At 69.6% G+C, this 18,805-nt stretch carries 15 protein-coding genes; 11 read left to right on the top strand and 4 right to left on the bottom strand.

From position 1 onward, the window contains the following. Nucleotides 1-83: 83 nt before the first annotated feature. The gene (locus tag ACFYOP_RS26775) at nucleotides 84-848 is read right to left on the bottom strand and encodes an IclR family transcriptional regulator (RefSeq protein WP_356895162.1); all 765 of its coding nucleotides are present in this window, start codon (nucleotides 846-848) and stop codon (nucleotides 84-86) included. A 240-nt stretch (nucleotides 849-1,088) separates the two neighbouring features. Between ACFYOP_RS26775 and metH the strand changes: the two genes are divergently transcribed. The 3 genes from metH to ACFYOP_RS26760 all read left to right on the top strand — a co-directional run bounded on the left by metH (nucleotide 1,089) and on the right by ACFYOP_RS26760 (nucleotide 7,519). Further along, nucleotides 1,089-4,598: a methionine synthase gene (metH, locus tag ACFYOP_RS26770; protein WP_356895160.1), complete on the top strand. Its 3,510-nt coding sequence runs from the start codon at nucleotides 1,089-1,091 to the stop codon at nucleotides 4,596-4,598. Between the two features lie 109 nt (nucleotides 4,599-4,707). After that, nucleotides 4,708-5,409: an HAD family phosphatase gene (locus ACFYOP_RS26765; protein WP_356895158.1), complete on the top strand. Its 702-nt coding sequence runs from the start codon at nucleotides 4,708-4,710 to the stop codon at nucleotides 5,407-5,409. 508 nt (nucleotides 5,410-5,917) lie between these two features. After that, a complete protein-coding gene (locus ACFYOP_RS26760) occupies nucleotides 5,918-7,519 on the top strand; it encodes an ABC transporter substrate-binding protein (RefSeq protein WP_356895156.1) in 1,602 nt (533 codons plus the stop codon). Between the two features lie 112 nt (nucleotides 7,520-7,631). Here the strand turns inward: ACFYOP_RS26760 and ACFYOP_RS26755 are convergent, their stop codons facing one another. Both ACFYOP_RS26755 and ACFYOP_RS26750 read right to left on the bottom strand, forming a co-directional pair. Continuing rightward, nucleotides 7,632-8,303 carry a response regulator transcription factor gene (locus ACFYOP_RS26755; RefSeq protein WP_356895154.1) on the bottom strand — a complete coding sequence of 224 codons (672 nt, stop codon included), beginning with the start codon at nucleotides 8,301-8,303 and terminating at the stop codon, nucleotides 7,632-7,634. A gap of 13 nt (nucleotides 8,304-8,316) precedes the next feature. Then, nucleotides 8,317-9,360: a PD-(D/E)XK nuclease family protein gene (locus ACFYOP_RS26750; RefSeq protein ID WP_356895152.1), complete on the bottom strand. Its 1,044-nt coding sequence runs from the start codon at nucleotides 9,358-9,360 to the stop codon at nucleotides 8,317-8,319. A gap of 120 nt (nucleotides 9,361-9,480) precedes the next feature. On the opposite strand from ACFYOP_RS26750, the gene ACFYOP_RS26745 reads away from it, so the two are divergent. The 3 genes from ACFYOP_RS26745 (at nucleotide 9,481) to ACFYOP_RS26735 (ending at nucleotide 12,443) form a co-directional block, all read left to right on the top strand. After that, a complete protein-coding gene (locus ACFYOP_RS26745; RefSeq protein WP_356895150.1) occupies nucleotides 9,481-10,725 on the top strand; it encodes a site-2 protease family protein in 1,245 nt (414 codons plus the stop codon). An 18-nt stretch (nucleotides 10,726-10,743) separates the two neighbouring features. Then, nucleotides 10,744-11,631: a tRNA (adenine-N1)-methyltransferase gene (locus ACFYOP_RS26740; protein ID WP_356895148.1), complete on the top strand. Its 888-nt coding sequence runs from the start codon at nucleotides 10,744-10,746 to the stop codon at nucleotides 11,629-11,631. A gap of 230 nt (nucleotides 11,632-11,861) precedes the next feature. Then, the gene (locus tag ACFYOP_RS26735) at nucleotides 11,862-12,443 is read left to right on the top strand and encodes a hypothetical protein (RefSeq protein ID WP_356895146.1); all 582 of its coding nucleotides are present in this window, start codon (nucleotides 11,862-11,864) and stop codon (nucleotides 12,441-12,443) included. A gap of 4 nt (nucleotides 12,444-12,447) precedes the next feature. On the opposite strand, the gene ACFYOP_RS26730 is transcribed toward ACFYOP_RS26735, so the two are convergent. Further along, nucleotides 12,448-12,759 carry a ferredoxin gene (locus ACFYOP_RS26730; RefSeq protein WP_356895144.1) on the bottom strand — a complete coding sequence of 104 codons (312 nt, stop codon included), beginning with the start codon at nucleotides 12,757-12,759 and terminating at the stop codon, nucleotides 12,448-12,450. 265 nt (nucleotides 12,760-13,024) lie between these two features. Here ACFYOP_RS26730 and arc point away from each other — a divergent pair, with 265 nt between their 5' ends. From arc to prcA, 5 genes are all read left to right on the top strand, one after another. Continuing rightward, entirely contained in the window at nucleotides 13,025-14,791 is a 1,767-nt protein-coding gene (gene arc, locus ACFYOP_RS26725; RefSeq protein WP_356895142.1) for a proteasome ATPase, read from the top strand. A 259-nt stretch (nucleotides 14,792-15,050) separates the two neighbouring features. After that, nucleotides 15,051-16,562: a depupylase/deamidase Dop gene (gene dop, locus ACFYOP_RS26720; RefSeq protein WP_356895140.1), complete on the top strand. Its 1,512-nt coding sequence runs from the start codon at nucleotides 15,051-15,053 to the stop codon at nucleotides 16,560-16,562. Between the two features lie 120 nt (nucleotides 16,563-16,682). After that, nucleotides 16,683-16,901: a ubiquitin-like protein Pup gene (locus ACFYOP_RS26715; RefSeq protein ID WP_356895138.1), complete on the top strand. Its 219-nt coding sequence runs from the start codon at nucleotides 16,683-16,685 to the stop codon at nucleotides 16,899-16,901. A gap of 144 nt (nucleotides 16,902-17,045) precedes the next feature. Then, complete coding sequence (prcB, locus tag ACFYOP_RS26710) at nucleotides 17,046-17,891, top strand: proteasome subunit beta (RefSeq protein WP_356895136.1); 846 nt, start codon at nucleotides 17,046-17,048, stop codon at nucleotides 17,889-17,891. Between the two features lie 50 nt (nucleotides 17,892-17,941). Next, entirely contained in the window at nucleotides 17,942-18,790 is an 849-nt protein-coding gene (gene prcA, locus ACFYOP_RS26705; RefSeq protein ID WP_356895134.1) for a proteasome subunit alpha, read from the top strand. Nucleotides 18,791-18,805: the final 15 nt, after the last annotated feature.

The raw sequence follows: 18,805 nt of genomic DNA, 5'->3' as shown, positions 1-18,805 counted from the left end.
CGGCAGTTTTGTCCTCCGGTTAACACACGTCAAGGGTTGTGTCCGGCGAAAACCGGATCGTTACCGATGATGCGCCAGGGCGGTCAGAACCGCCCGGCGCCGAGGTCGCGCGAGACCGCGCGGGCGCAGTCCCGCACCGCCGCGACCAGCTCGGAGCGCAGTTCTCCGGCCTCGCAGATCCGTTCCACGGCGCCCGTGATGGCGACCGCGCCCACGGGCATCCGGCGCCGGTCGTGGATCGGCGCGGCGACGGCGGCGACGCCGTGCCAGGTCTCCTCCACATCGGCCGCCCAGCCGCGCGCCCGGGCATGGTCGAGCACCGCCTCGAACTCCTCGAGCCCGGTCACGGTCCGCGGCGTGAACGCCTTGCGGTCGACCTCGAGCGCCTCGGTGTGAGCCACGGGGTCGTTGGCGGCGAGCACCTTGCCCAGGGCCGACGAGTGCAGCGGGTGCATCGCGCCCACCTCGAGGACCTGGCGGCTGTCGTCGGGCCGGAAGACGTGGTGCACGATCAGCACGCCGTGCTGGTGCAGGACGCCCAGATGGACGCTCTCGCCGCTGGAGCGGGCCAGGTCGTCGGTCCAGACGAGGGCGCGCGCCCGCAGCTCGTGCACGTCCAGATAGCTGTTGCCGAGCCGCAGGAGCTCCGCGCCCAGCTGGTAGCGGCCGGAGGCGGCGTCCTGCTCGACGAAACCCTCCGCCTGCAGGGTCCGCAGGATGCCGTGGGCCGTACCCTTGGCCAGGTCCAGCGAGGACGCGATGTCGGAGAGGCCCAGCCGGCGCTCGCCGCCCGCGAGCAGGCGCAGCATGGCGGCTGCCCGCTCCAGTGACTGGATGTTCTTCGCCATCGGATCGGCCCTTCTCCAACACGGTTCGACAATGCTGAACACTATCGGTCGATGTCGACCTGGGTCACGGCGGACCGAGTATCTCGCGTCCCGGGCCCCGGGAAAAAGCCGCGGGACATGCCGTAGTCCGCCCCGTGGGACACCTCGACCCCTGACAGGCCCACCCGGTTAGTCTGGCTTGGTGCGCCCCCACCGAAGGGCGCAAAGCCGACAGCCGTCGCACCTCAGGGAGCTGCATCCATGGCCTCGTTGCCGACCCCCGCCGCTGACAGCCGGACCCGAATCGACGCACTGCGCGAAGCGCTCGCCACCCGGGTGGTGGTGGCCGACGGTGCGATGGGCACGATGCTGCAGGAGCAGGATCCGACGCTCGAGGACTTCCAGAACCTCGAGGGCTGCAACGAGGTCCTCAATGCGACCCGCCCCGACATCGTCCGCTCCGTGCACGCCGCCTACCTCGAGGTCGGCGTCGACTGCGTGGAGACGAACACCTTCGGCGCCAACCACTCCGCCATGGGTGAGTACGACATCCCCGAGCGTGTCTTCGAGCTGTCCGAGTCCGGGGCGCGGATCGCCCGTGAGGTCGCGGACGAGTTCACCGCGTCGACCGGGCAGCAGCGCTGGGTGCTGGGCTCCATGGGCCCCGGCACCAAGCTTCCGACCCTGGGGCACGCCCCTTACACGGTGCTCCGGGACGGTTTCCAGCAGAATGCCGAGGGCCTGATCGCCGGCGGTGCGGACGCGCTGCTGGTGGAGACGACGCAGGACCTGCTCCAGACGAAGGCCGCGATCCTGGGTGCGCGCCGTGCCATGAAGGCGGCCGGCGTCGACCTCCCGCTGCTCTGTTCGCTGGCCTTCGAGACGACCGGCACGATGCTGCTGGGTTCCGAGATCGGCGCGGCGCTGACCGCGCTGGAGCCGCTCGGTGTCGACATGATCGGCCTGAACTGCTCCACCGGTCCCGCCGAGATGAGCGAGCATCTGCGCTACCTCACCCGCCACTCGCGCATCCCGCTGCTCTGCATGCCCAACGCGGGTCTGCCGGTGCTCACGAAGGACGGCGCGCACTTTCCGCTCGGCCCGGAGGGCCTCGCCGACGCGCAGGAACAGTTCGTGGGTGACTACGGGCTCTCGCTGGTCGGCGGCTGCTGCGGTACGACGCCGGAGCACCTGCGCCGGCTCGTGGAGCGGGTGCGGGGCGTCGAGCCGGCGGAGCGCCGGCCGCGTCCGGAGCCGGGCGCGGCCTCGCTGTACCAGACGGTGCCGTTCCGTCAGGACACCGCGTACATGGCGATCGGCGAGCGGACGAACGCGAACGGGTCGAAGAAGTTCCGCGAGGCGATGCTCGCGGGCCGCTGGGACGACTGTGTGGAGATGGCCCGCGACCAGATCCGTGAGGGCGCCCACATGCTCGACCTGTGTGTCGACTACGTCGGGCGCGACGGCGTCGCCGACATGGCGGAGCTGGCGGGCCGTTTCGCGACCGCGTCGACCCTGCCGATCGTGCTGGACTCGACCGAGGTCCCGGTCATCCAGGCCGGTCTGGAGAGGCTGGGCGGCCGTGCGGTCATCAACTCGGTGAACTACGAGGACGGCGACGGACCCGAGTCGCGTTTCGCGAAGGTGACCGCGCTGGCCAAGGAGCACGGCGCGGCGCTGATCGCGCTGACGATCGACGAGGAGGGCCAGGCGCGTTCGGCCGAGCACAAGGTGGCCATCGCCGAGCGGATCATCGACGATCTGACCGGCAACTGGGGCATCCACGAGTCGGACATCCTCATCGACACGCTCACCTTCACCATCTGCACGGGGCAGGAGGAGTCCCGCAAGGACGGGCTCAACACCATCGAGGCGATCCGGGAGCTGAAGAAGCGTCACCCGGACGTGCAGACCACGCTCGGACTGTCGAACATCTCCTTCGGTCTCAACCCGGCCGCGCGGATCCTGCTCAACTCCGTCTTCCTGGACGAGTGCGTGAAGGCCGGTCTGGACTCGGCGATCGTGCACGCGAGCAAGATCCTGCCGATCGCCAGGTTCGACGAGGAGCAGGTGACCACGGCCCTGGACCTGATCTACGACCGGCGCCGTGAGGGCTACGACCCGCTGCAGAAGCTCATGCAGCTCTTCGAGGGCGCCACGACCACGTCGCTGAGGGCCGGCAAGGCCGAGGAGCTGGCCGCGCTGCCGCTGGACGAGCGGCTGCAGCGGCGCATCATCGACGGCGAGAAGAACGGTCTCGAGGCGGACCTCGACGAGGCGCTGCAGACCCGGCCCGCGCTGGACATCGTCAACGACACCCTGCTGGCGGGGATGAAGGTCGTCGGTGAGCTGTTCGGCTCCGGGCAGATGCAGCTCCCGTTCGTGCTGCAGTCGGCCGAGGTCATGAAGATCGCGGTCGCGCATCTGGAGCCGCACATGGAGAAGTCGGACGCGGAGGGCAAGGGCACCATCGTGCTCGCCACGGTCCGCGGCGACGTCCACGACATCGGCAAGAACCTGGTCGACATCATCCTGTCCAACAACGGCTACAACGTCGTCAACCTCGGTATCAAGCAGCCGGTCTCGGCGATCCTGGAGGCGGCCGAGGAGCACCGCGCGGACGTGATCGGCATGTCCGGACTGCTGGTCAAGTCCACGGTGATCATGAAGGAGAACCTGGAGGAGCTCAACCAGCGCAAGATGGCCGCCGACTACCCCGTCATCCTCGGCGGCGCGGCCCTCACCCGCGCGTACGTGGAGCAGGACCTCCACGAGATCTACCAGGGCGAGGTCCGCTACGCGCGGGACGCGTTCGAGGGGCTGCGCCTGATGGACGCCCTCATCGGGATCAAGCGCGGCGTCCCCGGCGCCGCCCTGCCGGAGCTGAGGCAGCGCAGGGTCAAGGCCGGCGCCGCGGTCGTCGAGGAGCGTCCGGAGGAGCCCGGCGGCCGTTCGGACGTCGCGACCGACAACCCGGTGCCCACCCCGCCGTTCTGGGGCACCCGCGTCGCCAAGGGCATCCCGCTCAAGGACTACGCCTCCTGGCTCGACGAGGGCGCCCTCTTCAAGGGCCAGTGGGGACTCAAGCAGTCGCGGGCGGGCGACGGGCCCTCGTACGAGGAGCTGGTGGAGACCGAGGGCCGGCCCCGGCTGCGCGGGCTGCTGGACCGTCTGCAGACCGACAACCTCCTCGAGGCGGCGGTCGTCCACGGCTACTTCCCGTGCGTGTCCAAGGGCGACGACCTGATCCTGCTGGGCGAGGACGGCGCGGAGCGGACCCGTTTCACCTTCCCGCGCCAGCGCCGCGGCCGCCGGCTGTGCCTGGCCGACTTCTTCCGCCCGGAGGAGTCCGGCGAGACCGATGTCGTCGGCCTCCAGGTCGTCACCGTCGGCTCACGGATCGGTGAGGAGACCGCCAAACTCTTCGAGGCCAACGCCTACCGTGAGTACCTCGAACTCCACGGCTTGTCCGTCCAGCTCGCCGAGGCCCTCGCCGAGTACTGGCACGCCCGCGTCCGCGCCGAGCTCGGCTTCGCGGGCGAGGACCCGGCCGAGGTGGAGGACATGTTCTCGCTGAAGTACCGCGGCGCGCGGTTCTCGCTCGGCTACGGCGCGTGTCCCGACCTCGAGGACCGTGCCAAGATCGCGGAGCTGCTGGAGCCGGAGCGGATCGGTGTCAAGCTCTCGGAGGAGTTCCAGCTCCACCCCGAACAGTCCACCGACGCGATCGTGATCCACCACCCCGAGGCGAAGTATTTCAACGCACGCTGAACGGGCGAGTCGTACACTGGTCGGTCCAGTGCAGGCCGGTCGCCTGTCCCCGCGGGAAAGCCGCTGGGACCAGGTGGCCGGCCTTCTCGTCCCTCCCGGAGGTGTGCCCATGACCAGCACGGTCCCCGCGTCGCTGACCCGTTCGGCGGAAGTGGCCGCACTGCAGGCCGTTTTTCTCGACATGGACGGCACGCTCGTCGACACCGAGGGCTTCTGGTGGGACGCGGAGGTGAAGGTCTTCGCCGGCCTCGGCCACCGGCTGGACGAGGCATGGCGGGACGTGGTCGTCGGCGGCCCCATGACCCGCAGCGCCGGCTATCTCATCGAGGCCACCGGCGCCGACATCACCCTCCCGGAACTGACCGTGCTGCTGAACGACACGTTCGAGGAACGGATCGGCCGCGGCGTGCCCCTGATGCCGGGCGCCGAGCGGCTGCTCGCCGAACTGGCCGCACACAACGTGCCGACCGCGCTGGTCTCCGCCTCGCACCGGCGCATCATCGACCGCGTCCTCGCCTCCCTCGGCCCCCACCGCTTCATGCTCTCGGTCGCCGGGGACGAGGTGCCGCGCACCAAGCCGCACCCGGACCCCTATCTGCTCGCGGCCGAGGGGGTCGGCGCGGAACCGGCGAGATGCGCCGTCGTGGAGGACACGGCGACCGGCGTGGCCGCCGCGGAGGCCGCCGGCTGCCGGGTGGTGGCGGTCCCGTCGGTGGCCCCGATCCAGCCGGCCGACGGGCGGGCCGTAGTGGCCTCGCTCGAAGAAGTCGACCTGCCTTTTCTGCGGACGCTGATCAGCACCAAGCAGTGATTCGCGCACTGTCCGTGTTTTCGAATGGGACGGGAACCCAGGGCAGCGGCACATATCTTTTCCGTGACCGGCCTGGCCATTGCCGAGGCCGGTCACTGTCTTGTTCGGGGCGTGACCTTTGTCACTGTGCGTGCTGGCCCATCCTGGGTGATTTGCGCCTGACGCACCGTTCGGGCGGATGTCGCGCGATGTCATGTGTCCTGATTGGTCAGTAAGTCGACCGATCTTCCGTGGCAGGGCCATCCACTCACAGGTATTGACGATCACTCAGTGAATACGGCTCAACTCGGGCCCGTTCACGCTTTCCTGGCGTTGCCGACTAATCTCGTCGCGAGAGCTTCGCTGCATCACCGTGGTGTCCCCGTCGGCCACCCAGCCGTCGGAAACACAGGACCGATCGTCTGTATCCCGACCCGATCGCGCCGCCCGGACCGGGCGGAGGCGGCGGAGTGTCTTGCGCACACATCGCTGTATCACAGTGCCGGATGCATGAGGGAGAACGTCCAGGATGAACCGTAAGACTTTGGTGCTGCCGGCCGTGGTCGGCCTGCTCGCGCCCGTGCTCGTCGCCTGCGGCAGCACGGACGGCGGGTCCGGCGGCGGTGACGCCATAGTCGTGGGCACCACGGACCAGTTCGTCGCCGGCGAGGACGCCCCGGCACCCCTGGACCCGGCCTACGCCTACGACACCGGCGCCTGGAACGTCCTGCGGCAGACCCTGCAGACCCTGATGCACACCCCCCGCGGCGGCGGCGAGCCCGTCCCGGACGCGGCGGAGTCCTGCCTCTTCACCGACACCGTGAGCGAGAGCTACCGCTGCAAGCTGCGCAGCGGCCTCCAGTTCGCCGACGGCACCCCGGTGACCGCGGAGGACGTCAAGTTCTCCATCGAGCGCGTGCTCGCCATCGACTCCGACAACGGCACCGCGGCCCTGCTCTCGAACATCGACACCATCGAGACCAAGGGCGACAACGAGATCATCTTCCATCTCGCCACGCCGGACTCCACGTTCCCTTACAAGCTCTCGACGCCGGCCGCCGGCATCGTCAGCAAGGAGAAGTACGACGCGAAGAAGCTGCGCGAGGGCTTCCAGGTCGACGGCTCCGGTCCGTACACGATGAAGACCGAGACCGACGGCGACCGGATCTCCAGGGTCGTCTTCACCAAGAACCCGGACTACAAGGGCGATCTGCGGCTCAAGAACGACAAGGTCGTCCTGCGCTCCTTCGAGGACGCCGACTCGATGGGCAAGGCCCTCGAGTCCGGCGACATCGACCTGATGACCCGCACCATGTCCCCGGAGCAGATCAAGGGCATGCTGGAGAAGCCCAAGGAGGGCATCGAGCTCACCGAGATGCCCGGCCTGGAGATCCGCTACCTCGCCTTCGACACCAACGACCCGGTGGTCAAGGACAAGGCCGTCCGGCAGGCCATGGCCTCGCTCGTCGACCGTGGTCAGATCGCCGGCGAGGTGTACGGCGCCACTGCGGAGCCGCTCTACTCGCTCATCCCGAAGAGCATCTCCGCGCACACCAACTCGTTCTTCAACAAGTACGGCGAGCCCAGCCGCAAGAAGGCCGCCGCACTGCTGAACCGGGCCGGCATCAACACCCCGGTCGAGCTGACGCTGCACTACACCACCGACAAGTACGGCGAGGGCACGGCCAAGGAGTTCGAGGCGCTGCGCGACCAGCTGAACGCCAGCAAGCTCTTCGACGTCAAGATCCGGGGCACCGAGTGGTCCAAGTTCCGGCCCGCCCAGAAGCGCGGTGACTACGCGGTCTACGGCCTCGGCTGGTTCCCCGACTTCCCGGACCCGGACAACTACACCGCGCCGTTCCTCGGCGAGGGCAACTTCCTCAACTCGCCCTACGTGAGCGAGAAGGCCCGCGAACTCATCCCGCAGTCGCGGCGCGAGGCCGACCGTACGGCGGCCGCCCCGGCGTTCAAGCAGATCCAGGACATCGTGGCCAACGACGTCCCCGTGCTGCCGCTGTGGCAGGGCAAGCAGTACGTCGCGGCCCGCGAGGGCGTCATCGGCGTCGAGTCGGTGCTGAACGCGAGCTCCGACCTCCAGCTGTGGGAGCTCTCCAAGGGCGGCGGCGTCTGATCCGCGCGGCCCGATGACACCGACGGCCGGCCTCCGGGAGCTGCTTCGAGCAGCTGCCGGAGGCCGGCCGTTCCATGGCGCGGACGGAACGTCAACGCGGGGGTCGGGGGTCCTACTGGGCGCCGGGGCGCACCAGACCGCTCTCGTACGCGTACACCGCCGCCTGGACCCGGTCGCGCAGGCTCAGCTTCGTCAGCACATGGCCGACGTGCGTCTTGACGGTCGTCTCGCTGACGAAGAGGTCGGCCGCGATCTCCGCGTTGGACAGTCCGCGGGCGACCAGCTTGAGCACCTCGACCTCACGGTCGGTCAGCGTGTGCAGCGCGTCCGGAACCGGGTCCTCGCCCGACGGCAGATGGTCGGCGTACTTGTCGAGGAGCCGGCGGGTGACGCTGGGCGCCAGCATGGCCTCGCCCGCTGCGACCACCCGGATCGCCTGGACCAGTTCGCCCGCGGGCGCGTCCTTCAGCAGGAAACCGCTCGCACCGGCCCGCAGCGCCTCCACCACGTACTCGTCGAGATCGAAGGTCGTCAGCACCAGGACCTTCGCCGGGCCGTCCCGGCCGGGACCGGTGATCTGCCGGGTCGCCTCCACGCCGTCCATCCGGGGCATCCGGATGTCCATCAGCACCACGTCGGGCTGGAGCGCCCGGACCTGGTCGAGTGCCTGGAGGCCGTCCCCGGCCTCGCCGACCACCGCGATGTCCTGCTCCGCCTCGAGGATCATCCGGAAACCGGTCCGCAGCAGCGGTTGGTCGTCGACCAGTAGGACGCGGATAGCCACAGGTACTCCTTCTTTAGACCGGGCCCATTCTGCCCTGACCATCCTCGGCCGACGCGGGCGGGGAAACACTCAGCGGATAAACCGGGGGAGTGCCGCCGAATTCCGGACACACCGACCGGTGATCGCACCAGCCGCACAGCTTCGTCGGCCGCGGCCGCCAGTCACCCGTCTCCGTCGCCTGCCGGATCGCCTCCCACAGGGCCAGCAACTTGCGCTCCATGCGCTCCAGATCGGCGGGCACCGGGTCGTACGTCAGCACATCGCCGCTGCCCAGATACACCAGCTGCAGCCGGCGCGGCATCACCTGCTTCAGACGCCAGATCACCAGCGCGTAGAACTTCATCTGGAACAGCGCGCCCTCGCTGTACTCCGGACGCGGGGCCTTGCCCGTCTTGTAGTCGACGATCCGCACCTCGCCCGTCGGCGCGATGTCCACCCGGTCGATCACACCGCGCAGCCGCAGCCCGGAATCCAGCTCCGTCTCCACGAACATCTCCCGCTCGGCCGGCTCCAGCCGTGTCGGGTCCTCCAGCGTGAACCACCGCTCCACCAGCCGCTCCGCCTCGCCGAGCCAGCGCGACACCTGCTCGCCGCCCGCGTCCTCGGCGAAGAGCTCGCCCAGCTCGGGCCGCGACTCGAGCAACCGGTCCCACTGGCCGGGAATCATCGCCTTCGCGCGCGGCGCCGTCCGCTCGGCCGCCGGATCGTCGAAGAGCCGCTCCAGCACCGCGTGCACCAGCGTCCCGCGCGTCGCCGCCTCGCTCGGCTTCTCGGGCAGCCTGTCGATCACCCGGAACCGGTAGAGCAGCGGGCACTGCATGAAATCGCTCGCGCGGGACGGCGAGAGCGACGCGGGCCGCGCGACGCGGGGGGACTCCTCCGCGGCGGTGGTCTCCGCCCGCGCGTGCGGCACCGAGGCGCAGTCCTCCGCGACGGGCGCGGCGACGTCCTCCGCGACGGGCGCGGTGGTCACCGCCACCGGCGGTTCGCCGGAGGGGACCGGCACGGAAGCTCCACCGGACGCGACCGGCTCCGCGGGCTGCTGGCTCGTACTCATGACCCAGACCCTACGGCCCGCCACTGACAGCGAGCGGCATACCATCGACGGCAGAACCCGAGCACTGCATCATTTCGAGCGGACGACGCACGACAGAGCCGTCCGCAACGAAGGGAACCCGTGAAAGAGGACGACACGAGCGGCGAGCGCGAGCGGACGGGTGCCGGACCGGACAAGCCGTCCGGCACCGGCGCGTCCCGGCGCCCCGCCGGGCCCGGCGGCGGCATCCTCATGGGCCGCCCCTTCGGCGTACCCGTCTACGTCGCCCCCAGCTGGTTCGTCGTCGCCGCACTGATCACCTGGGTCTTCGGCGGACAGCTCGAGCGCGTGCTGCCCGAGCTGGGCAACGCACGCTACCTGGTGTCCCTGTTCTTCGCCGTCGCCTTCTACGCCTCCGTGCTCGTCCATGAACTGGCCCACACCGTCGCGGCCCTCCGCTTCAAACTCCCGGTGCGCCGCATCCAGCTCCAGTTCTTCGGCGGCGTCTCGGAGATCGAGAAGGAGACGGAGACCCCGGGCCGTGAATTCTGGCTCGCGTTCGTCGGGCCGCTGCTCTCCCTCGCCCTCGGCGGCGTCTTCTACCTCGGTCTGTACGCGGTGGAGCCGGACACCGTGCCCGGCGTGCTCCTCGCCGGTCTGATGATCTCCAACCTGATCGTGGCCGCCTTCAACCTGCTGCCCGGCCTTCCGCTCGACGGCGGCCGGATGCTGCGGGCCGTCATCTGGAAGATCACCGGCAGGCCCATGGCCGGCACCGTCGCCGCCGCCTGGGTCGGCCGCGCCCTGGCCGTCGCCGTCCTCATCGGACTGCCGCTGCTCACCCACACCGGCGCCCTCGGGAACGCCACCGAGGACATCGGCGGCATGGAGACCGTCACCGACGCCCTGCTCGCCGCCATCCTCGCCGCCATCATCTGGACCGGAGCCGGCAACAGCCTGCGGATGGCCCGTCTGCGCGAACACCTGCCCGAGCTCGCCGCCCGCGCCCTGACCCGCCGCGCCGTGCCCGTCGAGTCCGACACCCCCCTGTCCGAGGCCCTGCGCCGGGCCAACGAGGCCGGCGCCCGTGCCCTCGTCGTCGTGGACGGCCAGGGCGACCCGACCGGACTCGTCCGCGAGGCCGCCATCGTCGGCGTCCCCGAGCACCGCCGCCCCTGGGTCGCGGTCGGCGGCCTCTCCCAGGACCTCACCGAGGGCATGAAGGTCCCCGCCGAACTCGCCGGCGAAGCGCTGCTCGACACCCTGCGGACCGCACCCGCCAGCGAGTACCTCGTCGTCGAGGAGACCGGCGAGATCTACGGCGTCCTGTCCGCCGCTGACGTCGAACGGGCCTTCGTCGCAGCCATGGCACGTCCCGGTTCCTGAAGCCCATACACTGGTCACATGTCCGAACCGACCGGTGCCGCCCGCCGACGCGGGCCCTTCAAGGTCGGGGACCAGGTCCAGCTCACCGACCCCAAGGGACGCCACTACACGTTCACGCTCGAGGCCGGAAAGAACTTCCACACCCACAAGGGTTCTTTCCCCCACGACGAGCTGATCGGCGCTCCCGAGGGCAGTGTTGTCCGTACCACGGGAAACGTCGCCTACCTCGCGCTGCGCCCCCTGCTCCCCGACTACGTCCTGTCCATGCCCCGCGGCGCCGCCGTGGTCTACCCCAAGGACGCGGGGCAGATCCTGGCCTTCGCCGACATCTTCCCCGGCGCCCGCGTCGTGGAGGCCGGGGTCGGCTCCGGCTCGCTCAGCAGCTTCCTCCTGCGCGCCATCGGCGACCACGGCATGCTGCACTCCTACGAGCGTCGCGCCGACTTCGCCGAGATCGCCCAGGCGAACGTCGAGCGCTACTTCGGCGGCCCCCACCCCGCCTGGCAGCTCACCGTCGGCGACCTCCAGGACAACCTGGCCGACGCCGACGTCGACCGGGTCATCCTGGACATGCTCGCCCCCTGGGAGTGCCTCGAGGCCGTCTCCAAGGCTCTCGTCCCCGGCGGCATCCTCTGCTGCTACGTGGCCACCACCACCCAGCTGGCGCGCACCGTCGAGTCCATCCGCGAGATCGGCTGCTTCGCCGAACCGCAGCCGTGGGAGTCGATGATCCGCAACTGGCACGTCGAGGGCCTGGCCGTGCGCCCCGACCACCGGATGATCGGCCACACCGGCTTCCTGGTGACCGCCCGCCGCCTCGCCGACGGCGTCGAGCCCCCGATGCGCCGCCGCCGGCCCGCCAAGGGCGCCTACGGCGACGACTACGAGGGCCCCAACAAGGGCTGACCGAGGCCGCGCCCGAGAGGGCCTGGGGCCGCACCGGAATCAACGCACCGAGGCCGCCGCCCAGTTCCCGTGCTCCGCACGGAACTGGGCGGCGGCTTCCTCGTGTTGGGCCGGGAGCGCCCCTTGTGCCTTTACCCGGGCCTTACGGACCCCGCTGTTCCGGTCCCGTGTGACGTATGGCACGATGCTGGCCACCCCCGCCGGCACAGCCCTCCCAGGAGACCCCTCGCGTGCAGAACTCGGCAGCCGTCCCGGACCTCGCGCACACCCACGCCCGCCCGGTGCACTGGCTGGCCACCGCGGCGGCGATGGCCGCGGTCGTCGCGGCCGCCGGACTGGTGCAGCCCGACCCCGCCACGGCCTCCCAGCCCGGCGGCGGCCCGGAGACCGCCACGGCGGCTGCCCCCGTCCCCGGACCCGACCCGGCGGCCGTCCGGCTGCCCCTCGAATGCGGCGGCCTCGGCAACGTGGTCGTCAAGAAGGCGACGGGCGACCTCGACGGCGACGGTACGCCGGAGACCGTGGTGGCCGCGCGGTGCGACGCCGGCTCCGGCACGCCCCCCAGCGGCGTCTACGTGCTCGCGAACGCGCGGGACGCGGGCCCCAGGGTGGTCGCCACCCTCGTCGAGCCCGCCCGGAAGCAGAGCGTCGGCGCGCTCGCGATACGTGACGCCACGATCACGGCCACCCTGCTCGGTTACTCGTCGGCGGCCGTGCCCGGCTGCTGCCCCGACGTACGGGAACAGGTCAAGTGGCGGTGGCAGGGCGGCAAGTTCGTCCAGGACGCCCGGCCAGAGGCGCGGAGTGTGTGACCCGTCACTGAGCGTCGGGGCCGTAGACCTCCACCTTGTCCGAAACCCGTCGCACGTGGATGCAGTCGCCGGGGCACTCCTTCGCCGAGTCCACGACATCGGTCAGCAGCGGCAGCGGCACCGGCGTTGTGGCGCCCGGGTTCTGGAGCAGCTCGTCCTCGCCGGACTTCACGTACGCCAGTCCGTCGATGTCGAGCTCGAAGACCTCGGGCGCGTACTGCGCGCAGATCCCGTCCCCCGTGCACAGGTCCTGGTCGATCCAGACCTCGAGCGCCTCCGCGGCGCCTTCGGTGGGAACCTCGTGCTGCACGGTCATATCTCCTGCCGTTTCCTTCGTCGGGTGTAGCTCTGTGATGCAAGTCGTGCCACCCCTGACGGGTGTTGAACGCTTCGACGATACAACCGCCCGCTTCCCGATGTTGCTGGGTGGGTATCCCGTGGGTATTCCCCTCGCAGAGGTGAAGAGCGCAAGGGTGAAGATCGGACACACCCCTTACGTCTTTGTGATCTAGGGGTTTCAATCATCACCCACACAGGTAGGGTCAGGAAGCGTCCAGCTCCCCTTGGAGGAGGTGAGGACCGTGGCAGCCCACGACGACGACATCAACCGCGGCATCCGGCCGGGGCGGGGGTCTGAAGACCCAGCCGGCCAGGTCGCCTATCTCGAGCAGGAAATCGCCGTCCTGCGCCGCAAGCTCGCCGACTCTCCGCGACACACGAGGATTCTCGAAGAGCGGATCGTCGAGTTGCAGACAAACCTGGCCGGCGTGTCCGCTCAGAACGAGCGGCTCGCCAACACGCTCCGTGAGGCCCGCGACCAGATCGTGGCCCTCAAGGAGGAGGTCGACCGGCTCGCTCAGCCGCCGGCCGGCTTCGGTGTCTTCCTGCAGGCCAATGAGGACGGCACCTGCGACATCTTCACCGGGGGCCGCAAGCTCCGGGTGAATGTCAGCCCCAGCGTCGAGCTCGAAGAGCTCCGGCGCGGCCAGGAGGTCATGCTCAACGAAGCGCTCAATGTGGTCGAGGCCATGGAGTTCGAGCGCGCCGGGGACATCGTCACCCTCAAGGAGATCCTCGAGGACGGCGAGCGCGCCCTGGTGATCGGCCACACCGACGAGGAGCGGGTGGTCCGGCTCGCCGAGCCGCTGCTGGACATGAGCATCCGCCCCGGAGACGCCCTGCTGCTCGAACCCCGCTCGGGTTACGTGTACGAGGTGATCCCCAAGAGCGAGGTCGAGGAGCTGGTCCTCGAGGAGGTCCCCGACGTCGACTACACCAAGATCGGCGGTCTCGGCGGCCAGATCGAGATGATCCGCGACGCGGTCGAGCTCCCGTATCTGCACCCGGACCTGTTCAAGGAGCACGAACTGCGGCCGCCGAAGGGCATCCTGCTCTACGGCCCGCCCGGCTGCGGCAAGACGCTGATCGCGAAGGCCGTCGCCAACTCCCTTGCCAAGAAGGTCGCCGAGGTGACCGGCCGGCCCGCGGGGAAGAGCTACTTCCTCAACATCAAGGGCCCCGAGCTCCTCAACAAGTACGTCGGTGAGACCGAGCGGCACATCCGCCTGGTCTTCCAGCGTGCCCGCGAGAAGGCCAGCGAGGGCACCCCCGTCATCGTCTTCTTCGACGAGATGGAGTCCCTCTTCCGCACCCGCGGATCCGGCGTCAGCTCGGACGTGGAGAACACCATCGTCCCGCAGCTCCTCGCCGAGATCGACGGTGTCGAGGGCCTGGAGAACGTGATCGTCATCGGCGCCTCCAACCGCGAGGACATGATCGATCCCGCGATCCTGCGGCCCGGCCGGCTCGACGTCAAGATCAAGATCGAGCGTCCGGACGCGGAGGCCGCCAAGGACATCTTCGCCAAGTACCTGACCCCCTCCCTCCCGCTGCACGCGGACGACCTCGGCGAGCACAGCGGATCGAGGGAGGCCGCGGCCCACGCCATGATCCAGTCGGTCGTGGAGCAGATGTACGCGGAATCCGAGGAGAACCGCTTCCTCGAGGTCACGTACGCCAACGGCGACAAGGAAGTCCTCTACTTCAAGGACTTCAACTCCGGCGCGATGATCCAGAACATCGTCGACCGGGCCAAGAAGATGGCCATCAAGGCCTTCCTCGACCACAACCAGAAGGGCCTTCGGGTCTCCCACCTCCTCCAGGCATGCGTGGACGAGTTCAAGGAGAACGAGGACCTGCCCAACACCACCAACCCCGACGACTGGGCCCGCATCTCCGGCAAGAAGGGCGAGCGGATCGTCTTCATCCGCACCCTCGTCACCGGAAAGCAGGGCGCGGACACCGGCCGGTCCATCGACACGGTGGCGAACACCGGTCAGTACCTGTAAGGGCACACCGGCTGCGGATGCCGCCGGCCCCCCGCCTGAGGCAGGGGGCGGCGCATCCGCAGCCGGCTGCTTTCCGGACAGGGTCCGGCCACACCGCACCAATGACGGAATTGATCTCCCCAGCCACGCAGCGGCGTTCTAGGCTCTTTCGTACCGCCGGGTCGCGCAGTGCGGGGACGGGCACCGCGCACGCACCGGAGCACCCGCGGTACTTGAGCGTCGTTCCCGGAGGGGAACGCCGCCGGGCAAGGAGGGCCGCATGACCGTACGGCGAGTAATGGGCATCGAGACGGAGTACGGGATCTCCGTCCCCGGCCACCCGAACGCCAATGCCATGCTCACCTCGTCCCAGATCGTCAACGCCTACGCGGCGGCGATGCACCGGGCGCGCCGCGCCCGCTGGGACTTCGAGGAGGAGAATCCGCTGCGGGACGCCCGCGGCTTCGACCTCGCCCGCGAGGCCGCAGACTCCAGCCAGCTCACCGACGAGGACATCGGCCTGGCCAATGTCATCCTCACCAACGGCGCCAGGCTCTACGTCGACCACGCCCACCCCGAGTACAGCTCGCCCGAGGTGACGAACCCGCTCGACGCAGTCCTCTGGGACAAGGCGGGGGAGCGGATCATGGCGGAGGCGGCCGAGCGGGCCGCGCAGCTTCCCGGCGCCCAGCCGATCCACCTCTACAAGAACAACACCGACAACAAGGGCGCCTCCTACGGCACGCACGAGAACTACCTGATGAAGCGGGAGACCCCCTTCTCGGACATCGTGCGCCACCTCACGCCGTTCTTCGTCTCCCGGCAGGTCGTCACCGGCGCGGGCCGGGTCGGCATCGGCCAGGACGGCCACGAGCACGGGTTCCAGCTCAGCCAGCGCGCGGACTATTTCGAGGTCGAGGTCGGCCTCGAGACCACGCTCAAGCGCCCCATCATCAACACCCGCGACGAGCCCCACTCCGACGCAGAGAAGTACCGCCGCCTCCACGTGATCATCGGCGACGCGAACCTCTCCGAGATCTCGACGTACCTCAAACTGGGCACCACGGCCCTGGTGCTCTCGATGATCGAGGACGGCTTCATCGCGGTCGACCTCGCCGTCGAGCAGCCGGTGCGCACGCTGCACCAGGTCTCGCACGACCCGGGCCTCAAGCAGCTGATCACGCTCCGCAGCGGCCGCACACTCACCGCCGTGCAACTCCAGATGGAGTACTTCGAGCTCGCCCGCAAGTACGTCGAGAACCGTTTCGGCGCCGACGCGGACGACCAGACCAAGGACGTCCTGGCCCGCTGGGAGGACACCCTCGGCAGGCTGGAGACCGACCCGATGAGTCTGGCCGGCGAGCTGGACTGGGTCGCCAAGCGTGAGCTCATGGAGGGCTACCGCCGGCGCGACCAGCTGGAGTGGGACGCCGCCAGGCTGCACCTGGTCGACCTCCAGTACGCGGACGTACGCCCCGACAAGGGCCTCTACAACCGCCTGGCGGCCCGCGGCAGGATGAAGCGCCTCTTGGACGAGGGCGCGGTCGAGCGGGCGCGGACGAAGCCTCCTGAGGACACCAGGGCCTACTTCCGCGGCCGCTGCCTCGACCAGTACGCGGACGACGTGGCCGCGGCCTCCTGGGACTCGGTCATCTTCGACCTGCCGGGCCGTGACTCGCTGCAACGGGTCCCCACCCTGGAGCCCCTGCGCGGCACCCGCAACCACGTCAAGGAACTGCTGGACCGCTGCCGTACCGCGGAAGACCTGCTCCGGGTGCTCGCCGGGGGCTGAAATGGCCTCCGACCGGGAATCATGAAGGTGGGCCCCGGACGTTGGAGGAAGTGCGGGGCCGATGTCGGACCCCGCGAGTAGGGTCTGATCAGATACGTCGAACCGAGCGGGGTGAGGTGCATGGCGACCAAGGACACCGGCGGCGGACAGCAGAAGGCGACGCGCTCCACCGAGGAGGTCGAGGAGCAGGCGCAGGAGGCGCAGGCCGCGGAAGACCTCCAGGAGCGCCAGGAGAAGCTCTCGGACGATGTCGACTCGGTTCTCGACGAGATCGACGACGTCCTCGAGGAGAATGCCGAGGACTTCGTTCGGTCATTCGTACAAAAGGGCGGTCAGTAGCCCTGGTCTCCCCCCGGTGCCGGCGGCGAAAGCCGATGGCACCGGGGCGGATGACCGCCGTCGGCGCGGGTAATGTCCGTGCACAGCTTGAAAGATCGGCCCGCGCGTCAAGCGGCGGGCCGCCGCCAATCCGGAAGGAAACGCGTGGAAGCCAACCCTCGTAGCACCGGGCGTCTACCGGCTGCCTTCCTGACGCCTGGTTCGTCGTCATTCATGGACTTCCTGGGGGACCACTCGCCCGACCTGCTGCCCGGCAAGCGTGTCCTGCCGCCCCTGCAGGGGGCCATCGAGGCGCCGCACGGGACGACGATCGTCGCCACCACCTTCCCCGGTGGTGTGGTGCTCGCCGGTGACCGGCGGGCGACGATGGGGAACATGATCGCGCAGCGCGACATCGAGAAGGTCTTCCCGGCCGACGAGTACTCGGCGGTGGGCATCGCGGGCACCGCGGGCCTCGCCGTGGAGATGGTGAAACTGTTCCAGTTGGAGCTGGAGCACTTCGAGAAGGTCGAGGGCGTCCAGCTCTCCCTGGAGGGCAAGGCGAACCGCCTCTCCACGATGATCCGCAGCAACCTCGGCATGGCCATGCAGGGCCTCGCCGTCGTCCCGCTCTTCGCCGGTTACGACATCGACCGCGAGAGGGGCCGCATCTTCTCGTACGACGTGACGGGCGGCCGCTCCGAGGAGCAGGGCTTCGCGGCGACCGGCTCGGGTTCGATCTTCGCCCGCGGATCGATGAAGAAGCTCTACCGCGAGGACCTGACCGAGCAGCAGGCCACCACTTTGGTGATTCAGGCGCTGTACGACGCGGCGGACGACGACTCGGCGACGGGCGGGCCGGATGTGGCCCGGCGCATCTATCCGATCGTCACCGTGATCACGGAGGAGGGTTTCCGCCGGCTCACCGACACGGAGAGCTCCGAGATCGCGCGTTCCATCCTCGAGGGCCGCCTCACCCAGCCCGACGGTCCGCGCGCCGCGCTGCTGTGACGGTGACGGCTCCGATGTACTCGCCTCTGACAGAAAGGGACGGATAGCCGGTGTCGACGCCGTTCTATGTCTCACCCCAGCAGGCCATGGCCGACCGGGCGGAGTACGCCCGCAAGGGCATCGCCCGCGGCCGCAGCCTGGTCGTGCTGCAGTACGCCGACGGCATCGTCTTCGTCGGCGAGAACCCGTCCCGTGCCCTGCACAAGTTCAGCGAGATCTACGACCGGATCGGCTTCGCCGCAGCCGGCAAGTACAACGAGTACGAGAATCTCCGCATCGGCGGCGTGCGCTACGCGGACCTGCGCGGTTACACCTACGACCGTGACGACGTCACGGCCCGCGGCCTGGCGAACGTGTACGCGCAGACTCTCGGCACCATCTTCTCGAGCGCCGGTGAGAAGCCGTACGAAGTGGAGCTGGTGGTCGCCGAGGTCGGCGCCTCCCCGGAGGGCGACCAGATCTACCGGCTGCCGCACGACGGTTCGATCGTGGACGAGCACGGCTCGGTCGCGGTCGGCGGCAACGCGGAGCAGATCAGCGGCTTCCTGGACCAGCGGCACCGCGACGGCATGTCGCTCGCGGAGGCGCTGAAGCTGGCCGTGCAGGCGCTTTCCAGTCAGTCGAACGGCAATGACCGCGAGATCCCGGCGGAGCGCCTGGAGGTGGCGGTCCTGGACCGTACGCGGCCCCAGCAGCGGAAGTTCAAGCGGATCGTGGGCCGGCAGCTGGCCCGGCTGCTGGAGGCCGACGGCGCGGCTTCCACGCCGACCGACGCGCCGTCGGACGAGGAGACGGACGAGACCGAGGGCACGTCCGGCACGGGCACTCCCGGCGCCGCCGGGCCGGGCCCCAGCACTCCCGGCACCAGCACCCCGGACAGCCCGGACCAGTCCGGCTGACCGACGGCCGCGCCC

Source organism: Streptomyces sp. NPDC006294 (assembly GCF_042870895.1).
GTDB lineage: Bacteria > Actinomycetota > Actinomycetes > Streptomycetales > Streptomycetaceae > Streptomyces.
This window is presented reverse-complemented; position numbering and strand designations above follow the sequence as displayed.

Bases quoted from the DNA above. Each gene is read 5' to 3' on its own strand.
- ACFYOP_RS26775 (WP_356895162.1), bottom strand. From the start codon at position 848: ATGGCGAAGAACATCCAGTCACTGGAGCGGGCAGCCGCCATGCTGCGC.
- metH (WP_356895160.1), top strand. From the start codon at position 1,089: ATGGCCTCGTTGCCGACCCCCGCCGCTGACAGCCGGACCCGAATCGAC.
- ACFYOP_RS26765 (WP_356895158.1), top strand. From the start codon at position 4,708: ATGACCAGCACGGTCCCCGCGTCGCTGACCCGTTCGGCGGAAGTGGCC.
- ACFYOP_RS26760 (WP_356895156.1), top strand. From the start codon at position 5,918: ATGAACCGTAAGACTTTGGTGCTGCCGGCCGTGGTCGGCCTGCTCGCG.
- ACFYOP_RS26750 (WP_356895152.1), bottom strand. From the start codon at position 9,360: ATGAGTACGAGCCAGCAGCCCGCGGAGCCGGTCGCGTCCGGTGGAGCT.
- ACFYOP_RS26740 (WP_356895148.1), top strand. From the start codon at position 10,744: ATGTCCGAACCGACCGGTGCCGCCCGCCGACGCGGGCCCTTCAAGGTC.
- ACFYOP_RS26730 (WP_356895144.1), bottom strand. From the start codon at position 12,759: ATGACCGTGCAGCACGAGGTTCCCACCGAAGGCGCCGCGGAGGCGCTC.
- dop (WP_356895140.1), top strand. From the start codon at position 15,051: ATGACCGTACGGCGAGTAATGGGCATCGAGACGGAGTACGGGATCTCC.
- ACFYOP_RS26715 (WP_356895138.1), top strand. From the start codon at position 16,683: ATGGCGACCAAGGACACCGGCGGCGGACAGCAGAAGGCGACGCGCTCC.